Below are 15,498 nucleotides of genomic sequence, written 5' to 3'. Positions count from 1 at the left end.
GCTTCAAGATCCGCAAGGTTGCCGTGCTCGTCTCCCTTTACCCTTCCAGGCACCCACAGCCCTGCACTCCAACGCTCTCTCAGCCGGTGTGGAGGATCCTCATGCGATCGGGCTGCGCCGGGTCACGGTCGACGACCTGGATCGGCGGCCAGGCCCACTGCCAGACGCTGATGCCCGCCGTGCGGGAGAACCGGATCGGCCCGCGGGTGCCTTCGACCTCCACGCGCGGCCATGCATCGGCGACGGCCGCCCGGTCCGTGCCGTGGGAACGCAGCGCTTCGGCAAGGACGGTGACGGTGTCCCAGCCCTCGAAGGCGACGAAGGAGGGTGCTTCGCCGAGGCGTTCGCGGAGTTCCTTCCCGACGCGTTCACCGAGCGGGCCGAGGCGCTCGGGCAGGTAGCGCAGGAACGGGATCCCGGCGCCGTCCTCGCCCAGCAGCGCGGCCCATTCGGCGAATTCCGGCTGTCCGGCCGGGGCTCCGATCAGGATCTCGGCGAGCCGGTGGTCGGCCCGGACGGCGCGGACGATCGGTACGGCCGGCTCCGGATGGCCGACCAGGAGGAGGAGCGCCGTCGCGCCGTGCTCGGCGAGGGCGTCGCACAGGGCCTCGGGCGTGAGCGCGTTCGCGTCGAGTTCGACGACGGTGCCGCCGTGGGGAGCGAGATGGTCGCGCAGGACTCGGGTCCCGGACGCCCAGTAGACGCTGGGCTGGGTCACCACGGCGATCCGTTGCCGGCCCGCGCCGATGAGGAAGTCCCCGTAGATCCGCCAGCCCTGGGACTGGGCCGGGGCCAGGCGCGCGACCCACTTCGTCGGCTCCTCGGTGAGCCCGTCGAGTACCGCGGACGAGCAGAGGAACGGCACACCGAGGGCATCGGCCCGAGCGGCGGCGGCGCGGGCGACGACGCTGTGGTACTCGCCCACCACGGCGGCCACGCCCAGTTCGGCCAGTTCGTCCACGGCCGTCGCGGCACGCTCCGGATCGGCCGCGGTGTCGCGCACCAGCAGCTCCAGTGGTCTGCCGTCGATCCCACCGGCGTCGTTGACCTCGCGAACGGACAGTTCGAGCCCTGCGAGCAGGTGTCGGCCCGCCCCGGCCCAGCCGGGCCGCGTCAGCGGGGCGAGAACGCCCAGGCGGACGGACGGCCCGTCTTCGTGCTCCGTTCCTGACGGCGATGGTGACGTGTTCATCGGGTGGCGTCTCCCCTAGGACGATGCGGCAGCGGTCCACCCGGATCGCGCGCCGGTCGCGGCCGGCTCGTCGCGCGCATCTCGTCTCGCCGCAGCGAGCGCGCCCGGGTGATCATGGCGGCCATTGGAACCACGCCGATCACCCATAGGCAACCGATTATTTGTTCGCCTCAACCCCGTCGCCCCCGCAGGCGCCCCAGTCCGAACCGGCCTCCCCCCTTTGTCCGAGCCTCCAGCGCCACACGTACAGCCGGCTCGCTCCTGGCCGCGGCGAGCAGCAGCCCCACCGCGTACAGGGCTGTGACGAAGGCGCTGCCGCCGTAGGAGAACAGCGGCAGGGGCACTCCGGCGATCGGGAACAGCCCGAGCACACCGCCGATGTTGATCGAGGCCTGTACCGCGATCCACGTGACGACACCTCCCGCCGCGAGCCGCACGAAGGGTTCCGAGGCGTGGGCCGCGATCCGCAGTCCGGCGGCGCACAGCGCGGCGAACAGGCCCACCACGGTCAGCGTGCCCACAAGGCCGAGTTCTTCCCCGGTGACGGCGAGGATGAAGTCGGTGTGCGGTTCGGGCAATTGACCCCACTTCTCGACGCTCGTGCCGATGCCGTTGCCGAAGAGGCCGCCCGTGGACAGCGCGTAGAGGCCGTGCACCACTTGCCAGCACTGGTCGTTCGGCCCGGGGTCGCTCGCCCCCAGGCAGGCGAACCGTGACACGCGGTGCGCGCTGGTGGTGATGAGTACGGCGGCCAGCACCCCAGTCCCTGCCAGCGCACCGCCGAACAGGCGCAGCGGCGCACCCGCCAGCCACAGCACACCGAACATCACCGCGCAGAGGATCACCGCGGTCCCCATGTCCCCGCCCAGCAGCACCAGCCCGACCAACAGCAGCGCCACCGGCACGAGCGGCACCAGCAGGTGCTTCCACTGCCCGAGCAGGCGGTGGTGCTGCTTACGGGCGAGCAGATCCGCGCCCCACACGACGAACGCGACCTTGCCGAACTCGCTGGGCTGCACCATGAACGGCCCGCCGAGTGACAGCCAGTTGGTACTGCCGTTGACCGTCCGCCCGAGCCCCGGCACCTGCACGAGGCCCAGCAGCAGCAACGCCCCCGCGAGCATCGGATAGGCCAGCCAGCGGTGCATCCGCACCGGGATGCGGGCGGCGCAGACGAGCAGGATGACTCCTATCGCCGCGGCCGCCGCCTGTTTGCGCAGGTAGAACGTGGGCGGCAGCCCGTAGCGCAGGGCCTGGATCTGGGAGGCGGAGTACACCATCACCAGCCCCAGCGCCGCGATCAGCAGCGCGCTCCCCGCCACCACGTAGTACGCGGTCAGCGGCCGGTCCCAGGCCTGCCGGACCTGGGACGCGACGCGCCGCGCGGTGTGCCCGAGCTCGGGCACACCTCCCCTGGGGCCTGCGCCGCTGCCGGTACGGGGCCCGGTGCCGGTGCCGCCGCCAGTGCCGCTGCCGCCGTCGGTGCCGGGCAGCTTGAATTCCGTCTCCCGCGTCCGCCCGGTCATACGGCGTCCAGGGGTTGTCGCGGCGCCTGGGCACCGATCGCTCGCCTCTCCATGGCCGCAGTTTAAGAGTTGCGCAGATAGGCAACCATCAAGACACTCGAAGCGGTCGACGATCACGGCCGGGCACCGCCTGGACCGATCAAGAACCCGGCTAGGGGCCTGATTAAGAACCTGGTTAAGAACCCGACAAGAAGTTGCATGGTTGCGCAAGCGTGAGCCAGGCACGGGTCTAAACTCTTAGAGGTTTGAAGAGGCACCTCGTTCGGTGAGGCGTCTTCACGGACACAGGCCACTGACCCCACGACGTCGAGAGACGCCCAGGGTCAGGACACCTCTCCCCGGCTTAAGGGGTGAGGCCAAGTGGCTGCCCGTTCGCGGGATTACGCCGTGGAGTGCCAAAGCTCTGACGAGTTGGGGTGTGCCGGTCACCTTCGCGTGGGCCGGTCCGCTCCTTGCCGAGTCGATGACGACGCCTTCGTGGGCGTCCCGGCCGGAAGGAGGCGAGAGACATGGACTGCAGTTGCAGTAGTCCGGGCCACAGTCGGCCCCACCCCCGCTTGTCCTCGCATTCTTCCGGCACGCGGTAACCACCTCCCCTGCGCGGATTCCCGTCCGCGTCACACCCCGCGCGGCCTTGCGCCGTGACGGGACGCCGTCCTGCGCCCTCGCGCAGGGGGATGGCCACCGTATGCCCCAATACCCGCCCCGCCATGGGGATTTGGGAGGGACGTCATGACCGACACGACCATCACCACCACCGCCGCACCGCGTGCCGCGGTACTCGACGACGCGCACCTCGGCGACATCCGCGGCGCACTCGGCACCATCAAGCTCGACGACACCGCACCCCGCACCGGGCTCTCGGCGAAGCTGAAGACTCTGCTGGCGATCATCGGCCCCGGGCTGATCGTGATGGTCGGCGACAACGACGCCGGCGCGTTCGCCACGTACGGGCAGGCCGGCCAGAACTACGGCACCCACCTGCTGTGGACACTTCTGCTGCTGGTCCCCGTGCTGTACGTGAATCAGGAGATGGTGCTGCGTCTCGGCGCCGTCACCGGGGTCGGCCACGCACGTCTCATCCTGGAGCGGTTCGGGAAGTTCTGGGGCGCGTTCTCCGTCATCGACCTGTTCCTGCTCAACGCGCTCACGCTGGTGACGGAGTTCATCGGCATCACCCTGGCCGCCGGATATCTGGGGCTGCCGAAGGTCGCGGCGGTGGTCCTGGCCGCCGTCGTCATCGTCGCGTCGGCGTTCACCGGCTCCTTCCGCCGGTTCGAGCGCGTGGCGATGACGCTGTGCGCGGGCTCCCTGCTGCTGGTGCCGGTCTACTTCATGATCCACCCCGCGGCGGGGCAGATGGCCCGCGACTTCGTCGTGCCGAACATGCCTGGCGGGGCTGGTCAGTTGTCCACCGTCATGCTGCTGATCATCGGCATCGTCGGCACCACGGTGGCGCCCTGGCAGTTGTTCTTCCAGCAGTCCTACGTCATCGACAAGCGGATCACTCCCCGGTTCATGCGGTACGAGAAGGCCGACCTGTGGATCGGCATCGTCGTGGTCGTCATCGGCGCGGCCGCCATGACGGGCTTCACCGCCGCCGCGTTCGCCGGCACCCACGGGTTCGGGAACTTCACGGACACGGCCGGCATCGCACACGGCCTCGAGGCGAAGGCGGGCAGGCTCGCCGGAGTGCTGTTCGCCATCGCGCTGCTCGACGCCTCGATCATCGGCGCCTTCGCCGTCTCCCTGTCCACCGCGTACGCCATCGGCGACGTCCTGGGCATGAAGCACTCCCTGCACCGCGGCGTCGGCGGCGCCAAGGGCTTCTACGCCGTGTACGCGGGCGTGGTCGCGGCGGCCGCGGTCATCGTGCTGATCCCGGGTTCGCCGCTGGGGCTGCTCACCGAGGGCGTGCAGACCCTCGCGGGTGTCCTGCTGCCGTCCGCGTCGGTGTTCCTGCTTCTGCTGTGCAACGACCGCCAGGTTCTCGGCCCGTGGGTGAACGGTGCGAAGACCAACGCGTTCACCGCCGCGGTGGTCGGTGTACTGGTCGCCCTGTCGGTGATCCTGACCGCCGCCGTACTCTTCCCCAACCTGTCCGCGACCGCCATCCTCGACATCATGGCCGCGTGCGGCATCGTCGGAGTGCTCGCCGCCGGGTACGCGTTCGCCCGCCGCCGCAGCGGCATCAAGGAAGCGCCCATCGACCGCACCGGCCGCGACACGTGGCGGATGCCGCCGCTCCAGAGTCTGACGAAGCCCGCAATGTCCACGGCCCGCAAGATCGGCATGGGCGCCCTGCGCACGTACCTGCTCATCGCGATGATCCTCGTAGTGATCAAGATCGTGGAGGTGGCCCTGGGCCACCGCTGAACGCACCCGTCCCCTCGTAGACACCGCCGGCCCGTGAGCGGAACTGACAGCTCGCGGGTCGGACGGTGTTGACGGACGGTCAGGTGGTGGCGAGCAGGAAGTCCTCCCCGCTCGACGGGCGCAGGCCGTCGGGCCGGTCGGCGAAGTACCGTTCCGCGAGCGAGGCTCCCGGCACGTGCCGGGTGCCTCGGAAACCGGCTTCGTCCGCCAGTGCCAGCATCTCCTGCGGGGTGTAGAGGCTGATGAACGGCGTTCCGGATGCTTGCGCGCCTTCCTTGCTCGTCCGCAGGCCGCGGCGGTCGCCGTCATCGACCAGTTCGGCCGGCAACAGGAAGGTCAGGGCGAGCGTCGAACCGGGTGCAAGCCGCGCGATCTGCCGCAGTGTGGCAGCGGTGGTGTCCTTGGTGAGGTACATGGTGACGCCGGTGGATACGACGACGGCTGGGCGGGCGGGATCGAAGCCGGCGGTCGCCAACTGCTCGGGCCAGGACGCGCCTGCCTCGAAGTCGACCGGAACCAGGTGCAGCCAGTCGGGGATGCCGTAACCGAGCTCGACCAGCCGTTGGCGTTTCCATGCCTGGGTGCCGGGCTGGTCGATCTCGAAGATCCGCAGGCGGGAGGCGAGTTCCGGCCTGCGCTGGGCGAAGGTGTCCAGACCGGCTCCGAGGATGACGTACTGAGTCACGCCCTGTTCGGCCTGCTCGGTGATCAGGTCCTCGATGAAGCGGGCACGGGCGACGACTGCCGCCCGGAACCCGCTGGTGGCCCGGGGATCCATGTCCGGCCGGTCCTGCCAGTGGGTTCCGGGGGCCACCAGCCGCAGGCCGACCTCGTCCTCGATGACATGTGGGGGCGGGTCGACCCGGAGGTGCATCGCCCGCCAGAGCGCGGTCCGCACCGCGGTGTGATCGGGTGCCTCCGCCTCCGCCGCCTCCGCCTCCGCCTCCGCCTGCTCCTGCTCCTGCTCCTGCTCCATGGCGTTCCCCTTGTCGGGCTCAATTTCCGGCGGGAGCCGGGAGACTCCACAGACGTCCGGCTGCCGTCTACCCCAGATCTTGCGGACCATGGGGTGTTCGGCGGTGATGCGCTCGATCAGTAGGTCACACCTCGTGCGGCGGCACGATCTCTCCGGTCACCGCATCCTCCTCACCCCAGCGCGTGCAGCACCTTGTCCAGGGTGATCGGCAGGTCCCGTACGCGCACACCGCAGGCGTGCCACACCGCGTTCGCCACCGCGGCAGCCGTGCCGACGATGCCGATCTCGCCGATCCCTTTCGACCCCATGGCGTTGACGTGGGGGTCGTGTTCAGTGAGCCAGTGCGCCTGGATGTCGTCGACGTCCGCGTTGGCAGTGATGTGGTAGTCGGCGAAGTCGTGGTTCACGACATGGCCGGTGCGGGGATCGAGCACGCTGTTCTCGTGCAGCGCCATGGACAGCCCCATCGTCATCCCGCCGATGAACTGCGAACGCGCCGTGCGCGGGTTGATGATCCGGCCCGCGGCGAACATGCCGAGCAGGCGTGGCACCCGCACCTCGCCGGTGTCCGTGTGCACGTGCGCTTCGGCGAACTGCGCACCGAAGGCGTGCATCGCGTAGCGGTCGTCGGGCGGCCCTGCGGTGCCGGACGCCTCGGCCCCGTCCGGCGGCTCCGCCCCGTACTCGGAGCGGAAGGCGCGCGCGGCCTCGACCACGGCCGAGCCCCAGGTCGTCATGCCCGAGGAACCCCCGGCCACCGACGCCATCGGATATCGGGTATCGCCGATCCGTACGTCCACCTGAGAGACCGGCACCCCGAGGGCGTCCGCGGCGATCTGAGGCAGGGTGGTCCACGTGCCGGTGCCCAGATCGGCCGCGCCGATCTCGGCGACGTAGCGGTCACCCTCCCGCCTGATCACCGCCGTCGACCCCGGCAACCGGGCCACCGGATAGGTGGAGGCCGCGACACCCGTGCCGACCAGCCAGTCGCCGCGGCGGCGCAGGCCTGGGCGGAGGTCGCGCTCCGCCCAGCCGAAGCGTGCCGCTCCCTCTCGCAGGCAGCCGACCAGGTTCCGGCTGGAGAACGGCTTGCCCGAACCGGGTTCGACGTCGGGCTCGTTGCGGATCCGGAGTTCGACCGGGTCCATACCCAGGCGCTCCGCGAGTTCGTCCATGGCCACCTCCGGCCCGAACATGCCGGGGCACTCGCCGGGGGCGCGCATCCAGGACGGCGGCGGGACGTCGAGGGCGGCGAACCGGTGTGTGGTCCGCCGGTTCGGCGAGGCGTACATCATCCGGGCGGGTACGCCCGTCTGCTCGGCGAACTCCTTGAGCTTCGCCGTCTGTCCGACGGCGTCGATCGCGAGGGCGGTCAGATTGCCCTGGCGGTCGGCACCCAGGCGGCATCGCTGGATCGTCGGGGTGCGGTAGCCCGCGAGGGAGAACATCTGCCGGCGTGTGAGGGCGAGGCGCATGGGCCGGCCGGGGACCGCGCGTGCAGCGAGCGCGGCGAGCACCACGTTGACGTGCGGCTGCCCCTTCGACCCGAAACCGCCTCCGACGTACGGGCAGACGACCCGGACCTGGGCCTCGTCGAGACCGAACACGGAGGCCATGACGGCGCGGGTCGGGTGGACGCCCTGAGTGGATTCCCACAGGGTGAGGAAGCCGTCGCCCGACGGGTCCCACAGGGCTGTCGTGGCGTGTGGCTCCATGGGGTTGTTGTGGTACATCGCGGTGGAGTACGTCTGCTCGACGGTCACCTCCGCGGCCGCCATGGCTGCGTCGACGTCGCCTTCGGCGGTGTCGGTGGGAAGGCCCGGGTTCACCGTCTCAGGCGCGTACAAGTCGTCGCGGTCGGCCCGTAGTTCGCAGTCGTGCGCCTCCTGCGAGTACGTCACCCGGACCTGAGCGGCGGCGTGCCGCGCCACCTCGGAGCTGTCGGCGACGACCACCGCGATGACCTGTCCCCGGAAGGCGATCTCCTCGTCCTGCAGGGCCGCGAGTTCCCTGTCTTCGGTGGAGGCCAGGCGCTCCACGGTGGCGGGGGTGAGCACCTTGACGACACCCTCGAGCGCTTCGGCTGCGGTGGTGTCCAGTTTCACGACCCGCCCACGGGCGATCGTGGCCTGGACGGGATGCACGTAGGCGGCGTTCTCCAACGGGGTCTCGTAGGCGTAGGTTGCCGTGCCCCGCACTTTGGCCGGCCCGTCCCGGCGGGGCAGGTCGCGGCCGATGGCCCCCGGCTCGCTCTGGAAGGTCATCAGGCGTCCTCTCGGCCCAGATCGCGGAGGGTGGCGGTGAGGGTGCGGCGCAGCAGAGGGATCTTGAACGCGTTGCCGCCGTCCAGCCCCTCGGCAGGCCGTGCGTCGGCGAGTTCGGCGTCTGCGGCGGCGCGATAGTTGCGCTCCGACGCCGGGGATCCGCGCAGCGCCTCCTCGGCCCGGTACGCGCGCCACGGTGCGTGCGCCACGCCACCGAAGGCGACGCGCGCGTCCACGATCACGCCGTCCTCGATCTCGAGCGCGGCGGCCACACTGACCAGAGCGAACGCGTACGAGGCACGGTCACGCACCTTGCGGTAGGCCGAACGACGGGCGATGGGCTGCGCCGGCAGGTCGATCGCGGTGATCAGCTCACCGTGCTCGAGGACCGTGTCGCGCTCCGGGGTGTCGGCCGGCAGCCGGTGCAGGTCGACGAACGGGATCGTGCGCTCGCCGTCCGGACCGAGCACCCGCACCACCGCGTCGAGCGCGGCCAACGCCACGGACATGTCGGACGGGTGGACCGCGATGCAGTGCTCGGACGCGCCGAGGATCGCGTGGTTGCGGGTCCAGCCTCCTACGGCCGAACAGCCCGAGCCCGGCTCCCGCTTGTTGCACGGCGTCGTGATGTCCTGGAAGTAGACGCACCGCGTCCGTTGCAACGGGTTGCCGCCGACGGTGGCCATGTTGCGCAACTGCCCCGACGCGCCCGACAACAGCGCCTCCGACAGTACGGGGAACCACTCGCGCACTCGTGGGTCCGCGGCGAGTTCGCTGTTGCTGACGCCCGCGCCGATCCTGAGGGCGCCCGCACCGAGCTCCTCGATCTCGGCGGACAGCAGACCGGTGACGCCGACGACCAGGTCGGGTTCTACGATGCCCAGCTTGAGGTGGTCCACCAGGTTCGTACCGCCGCCGAGGAACACCGCGGTCGCGTCGTCGGCAACACTGCGCACGGCGGATGCCGCGTCGGTGGGGCTCACGTAGTCGAACGGTTTCACCCGGCCACCCCCGTACCGGTACCGGTGGACGGCCGGGCGGTGGACGCCGCTGCTGCCTGCTGAACGGCGGGCACGATGTTGACGTAGGCGGCGCAGCGGCACAGGTTGCCGCTCATGCGCTCGGCCACCTCGGCGCGGTCGAGTCGCGGTGCCCCCGTGCCGCGGGTGACGGCGCTGGGCCAGCCCCGCGCGAACTCGTCCAGCATTCCGACCGCGGATACGACCTGCCCAGGGGTGCAGTAGCCGCACTGCAACGCGTCGCAGTCGATGAAGGCCTGCTGCACCGGATGCAGGCTGCCGACGTGCTGTCCATCGGCGGTGGCCGCCTCGGCGGCGAGCCCTTCGGCGGTGACGACCTGAGCGCCGTCCTGGGTGACCGCGAGGGTCAGGCAGCTCAACACGCGCTGCCCGCCCGACAGCACCGTGCACGCACCGCACTGGCCGTGGTCGCAGCCCTTCTTGGGGCTCGTCACCCCCAGCCGTTCGCGTAGCGCGTCGAGCAGCGTCGTGCGCGTGTCGACGGTCAGCCGCCGCGAGGCCCCGTCGACGTGCACGGTGATTTCGGTATTCACCGCCCAAAGGTTCCCTGCGCCACCTCCGCTCACACGGCGCGTGGCGCCGACTCACGCAGGTGGCGGGCAGGCCGCGAGCGGCGCGCGGGCCACCGGCCCGGTGGCAGCCGGCCAGTGATCGGGACGGCGACCAAGGCTGCGCAGCGGACGGCCGCCGGGGGCAGCCGGGCTTCGGCCCCCACGGACGTATGAGGTAGGAAGGCATCCGTGACCGAACCGCCCCAGACCGCCACCCAGCACGCGTTCATCGCCCTCGCGCCGCCAGACCATGCGAAGGACGAGCTGGCACACGCGCTGCGCCCGGCCTACGCCGCCTGTCCCGACCTGCGCTGGAACCGCATCGAGGACTGGCACATCACCCTGGCCTTCCTGGGCGAGCTGCCCGTGCACACCGTCCAGCGGCTTCGTTCACCCCTCGCCGACCTGGCGGGTTCCCTCCCGCGTCTCGAACTGGCGCTGCTCGGTGGCGGACACTTCGACGAGCGAGTGCTGTGGAGCGGTATCGAGGGCGATCTCGACCAGCTGCACGAGCTGGCCGAAGCAGTACGAACGCGGGTCAGGGACTGCGACGTCGCCTTCGCCGAACGTCCACTTCGTCCCCACCTCACGCTGGCCCGCGCTCGCCGCTACGACAACACGTCCGTAACGGCGGCGGCCGCCAGCCTCGACGGCTTCACCGGACGCCCTTGGCACACCGAACGCCTCCACCTGGTCGGCAGCACGACAAGAGGCCACCCCGGCCCGCGGCGCTATCAGGACATCGACGCATGGACCCTCATCACTGGTCACAGGCGTTCCGACCCGAACCCGCCACACCAGGACGGTGCGGGGCCCGCGATGACGCCGGCTCGGCCCCACGCGCCATGAGGTGGGTCACCGGACCAGGCGCGGACCAAACCTTCCGGACCCGTTCACCGCGAATCCGCGAACGGTTACGTGACCCCGGCGCCGCGCACCAGAAGCAACCCCACGTCGACCGCCGCCACGACCACCGCCGCCGCGAAGGCCGTCCTTTCCCGGCGGCGCCCCAGTACCGCCCCCGTCACCGCGACCAGCACGGCCGCCGCGAGGGCCGTCAGTCCCCATCTGTCGAGTGGGCCGACGGGGCCCAGGGCCAGAACCGCCGTCGCGGTCACCAGCGGGACCGGTAGCAGCAGTCGCGCCCCGGCGGGGCCGAACCTGTGCGGCCAGCCTCGTACGCCCAGTGCCAGGTCCGAGCGGATGTCCGGCAGTGCGTCGGCCAGATGGGCTCCGACGCCCAGAAGGGCCCCGGCGGTGACGACCCACCAGGGCGGCCACGGTTGCCCGGGCAGCCCCAGCGCCACGAACGCCGGGAGCGTGGCGAAACCCACCGCGTACGGCACCCACGACCATGCTGTCGCCTTGAGCCGCAGGTCGTACACCCACGCAGCCGCCACGCCCACGAGATGAACCGTGCCCGCCAGCACACCACAGGCCAGCGACAGCGGTACGCACAGAGCCAGGGCGACGTATGCGGCCACCCACACCTGTCTCACACCGATCGCGCCGTCGACGACCGGTTTCCCGTGTCGCCCGGCGGCGATGTCCCGGCGTGCGTCGACCGCGTCGTTGCACCAGCCGATGGACAGCTGACCTGCCAGAACGGCGACCGTCGTGAGGACGCTACGAGCAGTGCCCTGGCCCGAGGTCACAGCCATCACGGCTGTCAGAGCGGTGACCACCGCGACAGGTCCGGGGTGGCACGAACCGGCCAGGCCGACCGTCCGGACCAGCCACGTCACCCTGGCGCCGTCGGCCGCCGCATCCCCGGGAGTGCCCACCTCGCCGATGGTAGCCACTCAAGCCCCGTCCGGCCGTGACACGCGCACGAGGGGACGAACGGCCGGACGGGCGAACCCTGGTGGCGAGCCGTGGACGTAGGGAACACGTGGAGAGCAAGCCACCCACGAGCCACCCACAGGCCACCCCACATGCCACCCCAGGAGTCATTGGGCGGGAAGGACTCGGATGACGCGGATCGCTGCCGTTCACGGCGACCTCGCACCGCATCGTCACGCCCAGCGCGAGATCACCGACATGGTGGCCCGCACGTGTCTTCCCCGGGGCGCCGACCGCACGGTCCTTGACCGGCTGCACCGCAGTGCCAAGGTCGACTCGCGCCACATGACGCTGCCGCTCGAACGGTACGAGGAGCTGGGCGGGTTCGGCGCCGCCAACGACGTCTTCATCGCCGCCGCCACCGAACTGGGTGGCCGGGCCGTACGGGAAGCGTTGCACAAAGCCGGGCTGTCGGCGGCGGACGTGGACCTGCTGATCTTCACTTCCGTCAGTGGCATCGCCACCCCGTCGATCGATGCCCGGATCGCCGCCCGCCTCGGACTGCGACGGGACGTCAAACGCCTGCCCATGTTCGGCCTGGGCTGTGCCGGTGGCGCCGGCGGGCTGGCGCGTATGCACGATTACCTCCTCGGTCGGCCCGACCACGTGGCCGTGCTCGTGTCCGTCGAACTGTGTTCGCTCACGTTCCAGCGCAATGACGCCTCCATGGCCAACCTCGTCGCCACCGGGCTGTTCGGCGACGGGGCCGCTGCGGTCGTCGGCTTTGGGGCACAGCGCCGGAGCGAGAGCGCCGGACCGACGATCGTGGACGCGCGCAGCCACCTCTATCCCGACACCGGACGCCTCTTGGGCCTGGACGTCAAGGACACCGGCTTCCGGGTCGTCCTCGACCCTCGGGTCCCCGATGTCATACGCCGTCACCTCACCGAAGACGTCGAGCGGTTCCTCGGGGAGCACGGCCTGAAGAAGAAGGACGTGACCGCGTGGGTGTGCCACCCCGGCGGCCCCAAGGTGCTGGAGGCCGTCACCGAGGCACTCGACCTACCCGCCAGCACCGTCGATGTGAGCTGGCGTCACCTGGCCTCGGTCGGCAACCTGTCCTCGTCGTCGGTGCTCCACATCCTGCGCGACACCTTGGCCGACACCCCTCCGCCGCCGGGCACACCTGGCGTGCTGCTCGCGATGGGACCTGGCTTTGCCTGCGAACTCGTGTTGCTGCGCTGGTAGTTGGTAGCTGGTGGTTCGAGCATCGAAGGATGTGGACGACATGCTGTGGTACGGACTGCTGGTAGCCGCCGTCGCGGGCGAGCGCGTCGCCGAACTCGTCGTCGCCCGTCGCAACGAACGGTGGAGCACGGCCCGCGGGGCGAGGTTCTACGGGCAGGGCCACTACCCGGCGATGGTCGCCCTCCACACCGCGTTGCTGGCCGGCTGCCTCTGCGAGGTGTGGCTGGCCGGCCGTCCCTTCCTGTCCGCGCTGGGCGGGCCGATGCTGGCGGTGTTCGCGACCGCCCAGGCGCTCAGATGGTGGTGCATCAGCACGCTCGGGCCCCGTTGGAACACCCAGGTGATCGTCGTACCCGGACTGCCGCTGGTGACAGCGGGCCCGTACCGCTGGATGCGGCATCCGAACTATGTAGCCGTCGCCGCGGAGGGCGTCGCCCTTCCGCTGATCCACACAGCCTGGGTCACGGCGACCCTGTTCACCCTGCTCAACGCCGCTCTGCTCACCGTCCGCATCCGCTGCGAGAACCAGGCCCTGACCGCCTCGGCCACGCCCACCGCCGCGTGATCGACGTATTGGTGGCGGGCGGCGGGCCGGCCGGTCTGGCCGCCGCCATCCACGCCGCGCTCGCCGGCCTGGAGGCAGTCGTCGTCGAACCCCGGACCGCACCCGTGGACAAGGCGTGCGGAGAGGGTGTCATGCCGAGCGGTGTCGACGCACTGCGACGGCTGGGTATCCAACCCGCCGGCCATGAGCTGCGCGGCATCCGCTACGTGGACGGCACGGCCCACGCGCAAGCGTGCTTCCGCGACGGCAGCGGGCTGGGAATCCGCCGCACGACACTCCACGCGTCGCTTCACCGGCGCGCTCACGACCTCGGCGTCAGGATGATGACGGGCAAGGTCGGAGACGTCCGTCAGAAAGCTGACTACGTCGCCGCCGCAGGCACGAAAGCCCGGTGGCTCATCGCCGCTGACGGCCTGCACTCCCCCGTGCGACGCGCATTGGGACTGGAGTTGCCCGGCATCGAAGACGGCCGCTACGGACTGCGCCGGCACTTCCGCGTCGAACCATGGACCGACTTCGTGGAGGTCCACTGGTCCAGGGAGGGCGAGGCCTACGTGACACCGGTCGCCGACGACCTGGTGGGCGTGGCGATCCTCAGCCGAAGGCGCCGCGGCTACGACGAGCACCTCGCCGGCTTCCCGGCCCTGACGTCGTTGCTCCACGGTTCGGCCGCCACCGCCGTACGGGGCGCCGGACCCATGCGGCAACGGACGCGACGCAGAGTCGCCGGCCGTGTCCTGCTCGTCGGCGACGCCGCGGGCTACCTGGACGCCCTCACCGGTGAAGGCATCACCCTCGGCCTGGCGACGGCCCGAGCAGCCGTCCGCTGCCTGACCGCCGGACGCGCACAGGACTACGAGCGCGCCTGGATCCGACTGACCCGCCGCCACCGCCTACTGACCGGCGCCCTCCTGACCGCAACCCGCCACCCCCACACCGCCCGCCTCATCGTCCCGACAGCATCCCGGATGCCCCCGGTATTCTCCGCGGCGATCCACGCCTTGGAGTGAGAGGGCGTGTCATGAATGAAGAGAGGGTGGAGGGGAAATGGAAGCGAAGTCTCGGGAGGCCATTCCGGGTCTGCTCGGTGATTTGGTACCGGAGTTGAAGGAGCGGGCGGAGGCGGAGGCGAACCTGGATCTTTACGACTTCCTCAAGGACGTCTTCACCGACGGGTTCCTCATTCCGCGACTCTGTTCTCCGCGGGCAGGCGGCGCGGACGGTGACGTACTCGAGAGGTGTTTTCGGTTCGTCGAGGTCTTGTTGGCGAGCCCTGACGCGTCGATTCGGGCCGCAGCGGCGTTCCAGGTGATCGAGCCGCTCTTCGATGACGAGCGACTGCTGACGGCCTCCTTCCCGGAGATGGGTGAGGCGGCGCTCGCCCTCGCCGTGGACACTCTCGACCCCGACCGGCTCTCCTCCGGCGCCAGGCAGGCCTTGCAGGCGTACTTGGGAGGGTCCACCGATCGGTAGCGTGACCGTCTGCGCATGGAATGTCCATGTGTTCGGCTGGTCCGTGCCAGGGCTTCCGGCGGAGAGTGATGAGGCTGCTATGAGTGAACCTACGAAGCCCGAGGTCAACGTTCCAGAGGGTGACGCTCCTACCGAGTTGACCATCCGGGATCTGGTCATCGGGGACGGGGCCGAGGTGAAGCCGGGGATGGTGGTCAGGGTCCACTATGTCGGGGTGACCTTCGAGTCCGGGAAGGAGTTCGACGCCTCCTGGGACCGGGGTGAGCCGTTCAAGTTCGCCCTGGGCAGCGGCAGGGTCATCAAGGGCTGGGACCGAGGGGTGAAGGGGATGAAGGTCGGCGGTCGGCGCGAGATCATCGTTCCCCCGCGTCTCGGCTACGGCAATCAGTCGCCCTCGCCGCTGATCCCGCCGGGCTCGACCCTGGTCTTCGTGGTGGACCTGGTGGACTTGTATTCCAGCACGACTGGGTGGAGCAACGCCTAGAGACTTCTGGTGGTGCCCGGC

The 15,498-nt window shown here is 70.4% G+C and carries 14 protein-coding genes and 1 riboswitch; of the genes, 7 read left to right on the top strand and 7 right to left on the bottom strand.

Features of this window, described 5'->3' with window-relative positions; all coding sequences use genetic code 11:
* Window positions 1–79: 79 nt before the first annotated feature.
* Both ABZ893_RS07550 and ftsW read right to left on the bottom strand, forming a co-directional pair.
* Window positions 80–1,192, bottom strand: a complete 1,113-nt coding sequence (locus ABZ893_RS07550; protein WP_361398335.1) for an ABC transporter substrate-binding protein — start codon at window positions 1,190–1,192, stop codon at window positions 80–82.
* 170 nt (window positions 1,193–1,362) lie between these two features.
* Window positions 1,363–2,718 (bottom strand): putative lipid II flippase FtsW, encoded by a 1,356-nt coding sequence (ftsW, locus tag ABZ893_RS07545; RefSeq protein ID WP_361398333.1) that lies wholly within the window; start codon window positions 2,716–2,718, stop codon window positions 1,363–1,365.
* A gap of 250 nt (window positions 2,719–2,968) precedes the next feature.
* A riboswitch (M-box (ykoK) riboswitch) is annotated at window positions 2,969–3,141 on the top strand.
* Between the two features lie 309 nt (window positions 3,142–3,450).
* On the opposite strand from ftsW, the gene ABZ893_RS07540 reads away from it, so the two are divergent.
* On the top strand, window positions 3,451–5,094 hold the full coding sequence (locus ABZ893_RS07540; RefSeq protein ID WP_361398330.1) for an NRAMP family divalent metal transporter: 1,644 nt from the start codon (window positions 3,451–3,453) through the stop codon (window positions 5,092–5,094).
* Between the two features lie 79 nt (window positions 5,095–5,173).
* Here ABZ893_RS07540 and ABZ893_RS07535 read toward each other — a convergent pair whose 3' ends face one another.
* The 4 genes from ABZ893_RS07535 to ABZ893_RS07520 all read right to left on the bottom strand — a co-directional run bounded on the left by ABZ893_RS07535 (window position 5,174) and on the right by ABZ893_RS07520 (window position 9,907).
* Window positions 5,174–6,070, bottom strand: coding sequence for a class I SAM-dependent methyltransferase (locus tag ABZ893_RS07535; protein ID WP_361398327.1), 897 nt, complete (start codon window positions 6,068–6,070; stop codon window positions 5,174–5,176).
* Window positions 6,071–6,240: 170 nt separating this feature from the next.
* The gene (locus ABZ893_RS07530; RefSeq protein ID WP_361398324.1) at window positions 6,241–8,334 is read right to left on the bottom strand and encodes a xanthine dehydrogenase family protein molybdopterin-binding subunit; all 2,094 of its coding nucleotides are present in this window, start codon (window positions 8,332–8,334) and stop codon (window positions 6,241–6,243) included.
* Entirely contained in the window at window positions 8,334–9,335 is a 1,002-nt protein-coding gene (locus ABZ893_RS07525; protein WP_361398320.1) for a xanthine dehydrogenase family protein subunit M, read from the bottom strand. The genes ABZ893_RS07530 and ABZ893_RS07525 overlap by 1 nt, the downstream gene beginning before the upstream one ends.
* Window positions 9,332–9,907 carry a 2Fe-2S iron-sulfur cluster-binding protein gene (locus ABZ893_RS07520; RefSeq protein ID WP_361398317.1) on the bottom strand — a complete coding sequence of 192 codons (576 nt, stop codon included), beginning with the start codon at window positions 9,905–9,907 and terminating at the stop codon, window positions 9,332–9,334. The genes ABZ893_RS07525 and ABZ893_RS07520 overlap by 4 nt, the downstream gene beginning before the upstream one ends.
* A 207-nt stretch (window positions 9,908–10,114) precedes the next feature.
* On the opposite strand from ABZ893_RS07520, the gene thpR reads away from it, so the two are divergent.
* Window positions 10,115–10,774, top strand: a complete 660-nt coding sequence (gene thpR / locus ABZ893_RS07515) for an RNA 2',3'-cyclic phosphodiesterase (RefSeq protein WP_361398314.1) — start codon at window positions 10,115–10,117, stop codon at window positions 10,772–10,774.
* Between the two features lie 65 nt (window positions 10,775–10,839).
* On the opposite strand, the gene ABZ893_RS07510 is transcribed toward thpR, so the two are convergent.
* Window positions 10,840–11,709 carry a UbiA family prenyltransferase gene (locus ABZ893_RS07510; protein ID WP_361398311.1) on the bottom strand — a complete coding sequence of 290 codons (870 nt, stop codon included), beginning with the start codon at window positions 11,707–11,709 and terminating at the stop codon, window positions 10,840–10,842.
* 187 nt (window positions 11,710–11,896) lie between these two features.
* Between ABZ893_RS07510 and ABZ893_RS07505 the strand changes: the two genes are divergently transcribed.
* From ABZ893_RS07505 to ABZ893_RS07485, 5 genes are all read left to right on the top strand, one after another.
* Complete coding sequence (locus ABZ893_RS07505; protein WP_361398309.1) at window positions 11,897–12,955, top strand: 3-oxoacyl-[acyl-carrier-protein] synthase III C-terminal domain-containing protein; 1,059 nt, start codon at window positions 11,897–11,899, stop codon at window positions 12,953–12,955.
* 40 nt (window positions 12,956–12,995) lie between these two features.
* Window positions 12,996–13,520 (top strand): isoprenylcysteine carboxyl methyltransferase family protein, encoded by a 525-nt coding sequence (locus ABZ893_RS07500; RefSeq protein ID WP_361398307.1) that lies wholly within the window; start codon window positions 12,996–12,998, stop codon window positions 13,518–13,520.
* On the top strand, window positions 13,517–14,530 hold the full coding sequence (locus ABZ893_RS07495) for an FAD-dependent monooxygenase (protein ID WP_361398303.1): 1,014 nt from the start codon (window positions 13,517–13,519) through the stop codon (window positions 14,528–14,530). The genes ABZ893_RS07500 and ABZ893_RS07495 overlap by 4 nt, the downstream gene beginning before the upstream one ends.
* 37 nt (window positions 14,531–14,567) lie before the next feature.
* The gene (locus ABZ893_RS07490; protein ID WP_361398299.1) at window positions 14,568–14,993 is read left to right on the top strand and encodes a hypothetical protein; all 426 of its coding nucleotides are present in this window, start codon (window positions 14,568–14,570) and stop codon (window positions 14,991–14,993) included.
* A 79-nt stretch (window positions 14,994–15,072) separates the two neighbouring features.
* Window positions 15,073–15,477, top strand: coding sequence for an FKBP-type peptidyl-prolyl cis-trans isomerase (locus ABZ893_RS07485; protein WP_361398296.1), 405 nt, complete (start codon window positions 15,073–15,075; stop codon window positions 15,475–15,477).
* The last annotated feature ends 21 nt before the right edge of the window (window positions 15,478–15,498 follow it).

This window comes from Streptomyces sp. NPDC046821 (assembly GCF_040645335.1).
GTDB lineage: Bacteria > Actinomycetota > Actinomycetes > Streptomycetales > Streptomycetaceae > Streptomyces.
The sequence above is the reverse complement of the archived record's forward strand: the minus strand, read 5'-3'. Positions and strand labels throughout refer to the sequence as shown.